This is a genomic window from Pseudoalteromonas sp. 20-MNA-CIBAN-0454 (genome assembly GCF_040308685.1).
GTDB classification, from domain to species: Bacteria; Pseudomonadota; Gammaproteobacteria; order Enterobacterales; family Alteromonadaceae; genus Pseudoalteromonas; species Pseudoalteromonas nigrifaciens.
The window spans coordinates 1-1425 of sequence record NZ_JBEOOB010000084.1; the positions used below are offsets into that span (position 1 = coordinate 1).

At 42.3% G+C, this 1425-nt stretch carries 3 protein-coding genes; 1 reads left to right on the forward strand and 2 read right to left on the reverse strand.

The window, feature by feature from the left end; translation table 11 throughout:
- The first annotated feature begins 141 nt into the window (after nt 1-141).
- The gene (gene tnpA / locus AAEZ22_RS17995; RefSeq protein ID WP_352298332.1) at nt 142-555 is read left to right on the forward strand and encodes an IS200/IS605 family transposase; all 414 of its coding nucleotides are present in this window, start codon (nt 142-144) and stop codon (nt 553-555) included.
- An 85-nt stretch (nt 556-640) separates the two neighbouring features.
- On the opposite strand, the gene AAEZ22_RS18000 is transcribed toward tnpA, so the two are convergent.
- Nucleotides 641-1054 (reverse strand): PKD domain-containing protein, encoded by a 414-nt coding sequence (locus tag AAEZ22_RS18000; RefSeq protein ID WP_352298338.1) that lies wholly within the window; start codon nt 1052-1054, stop codon nt 641-643.
- Between the two features lie 17 nt (nt 1055-1071).
- Nucleotides 1072-1425, reverse strand: a 354-nt coding sequence (locus AAEZ22_RS18005) for an ISAs1 family transposase (protein WP_352298335.1), incomplete at its 5' end; no start/stop codon positions are given.

The following is a 1425-nucleotide window of genomic DNA, read 5'->3' on the forward strand; positions in this document are numbered from 1 at the left end:
ATCACGTAAAGCCCAGTTGTACAACTGGTGATGGTGGACAAACAAATCCATCAGCGATTCTTCTTGAGAAACTGATGATTTCATTTTATATGTAACTTTACGGATTGCTTTTTTCATAACAACTAATTATATTTAGTTGTTATGAAAAAACAAGCCCTAAATACGCTGTATAACAGCGTTTATAATATTCACTATCATTTAGTCCTTGTAACTAAATATCGTCATCGCTGTATCACGCCAGAGGTTGCCGCGTACTTAGAATCTCAGTACAAAAGGTTGTTAAAATCTTGGGATTGTGAGCTTTTGGAGTGCAATGGTGAGCCAGATCACCTTCACCTTTTAATTTCTGCTAATCCCAAGATGCAACCAAGTAAAATGGTGAACAGTTTAAAAACTGCTACATCAAGACTTGTGCGAAAGGAGTTTTCCGAACACTTGGGTGAGTTTTACTGGAAGCCAGTTTTTTACAGCAGAAGTTATTGTCTGGTTAGTTGCGGAGGTGCACCACTTGAAATCGTGAAGCAATATTTAGCTCAGCAGGAAGGATTTGATTAAAGCCACCACTTCGTGGTGGTGCGCCTTTCACCACCACCTAAATTAACTCGCTTTGGCTCATTAGATTTAGATGGAGCACTTGGCGCTATTGGGTAGACTCTAGTGCTTCTTGAGGCTCTCCAGAATTGGCAGAAGGCGGTTGGTTAGCAGTTGTGACATTCAGTATGGTTATCTGAACCGAGTCTGTTGCAGACGCGCCATCGTCATCAGTTACAGTTAGTTCAAATATTAATTGCTCATCTGTAATTACCTCTGGAGCTTGAAAAGTCGCAGAACTGCTGTCAGCATTTTGCAGAGTGACTGATTCTCCACTGGTTTGTGTCCAACTATAACTAACAATGGTGCCATCAGGATCTGTCCCTGAACCCATCAATGTTACTTCTGAGTTTTCATTAACAGATTGATCTGTTCCTGCACTTGCAGAAGGAGGTTGGTTTTGAGGTTGTGGATTAATGTCCCCGTCCTCACTAGAGCTACCTCCACAAGCGCTTAACCCCAGGGCTCCCGCATGAGTGTTTAATTTTCAAACACTCTGCTGCTGAAACCAGCTTTTAAGACATCTTCCAAATAATCCGTTTTCATCCAGGCACGTTTTTGTTTTGCGGGGATGCTGCCTTTCGATGGCTCTGCTCTTAGCATATTTAAAGACCATTGCCGTAGTATTGACCAGTTTTCCGCCGCGTGATTCTGATAAATCTGGCAAGCATCTTCTTTCATGCTGACATCCAGCACCCAATGTAGGCTATTTTCAACGGCCCAATGAGCTCTAACCGCCTCGGCTAACTGTACTTCCTTCAGCTTGGCTGAACTGATGTAGTAACGATAAGTGAGTTCCGATTTTTTTCCTTTTACTTCCCGGTAACTTAGATT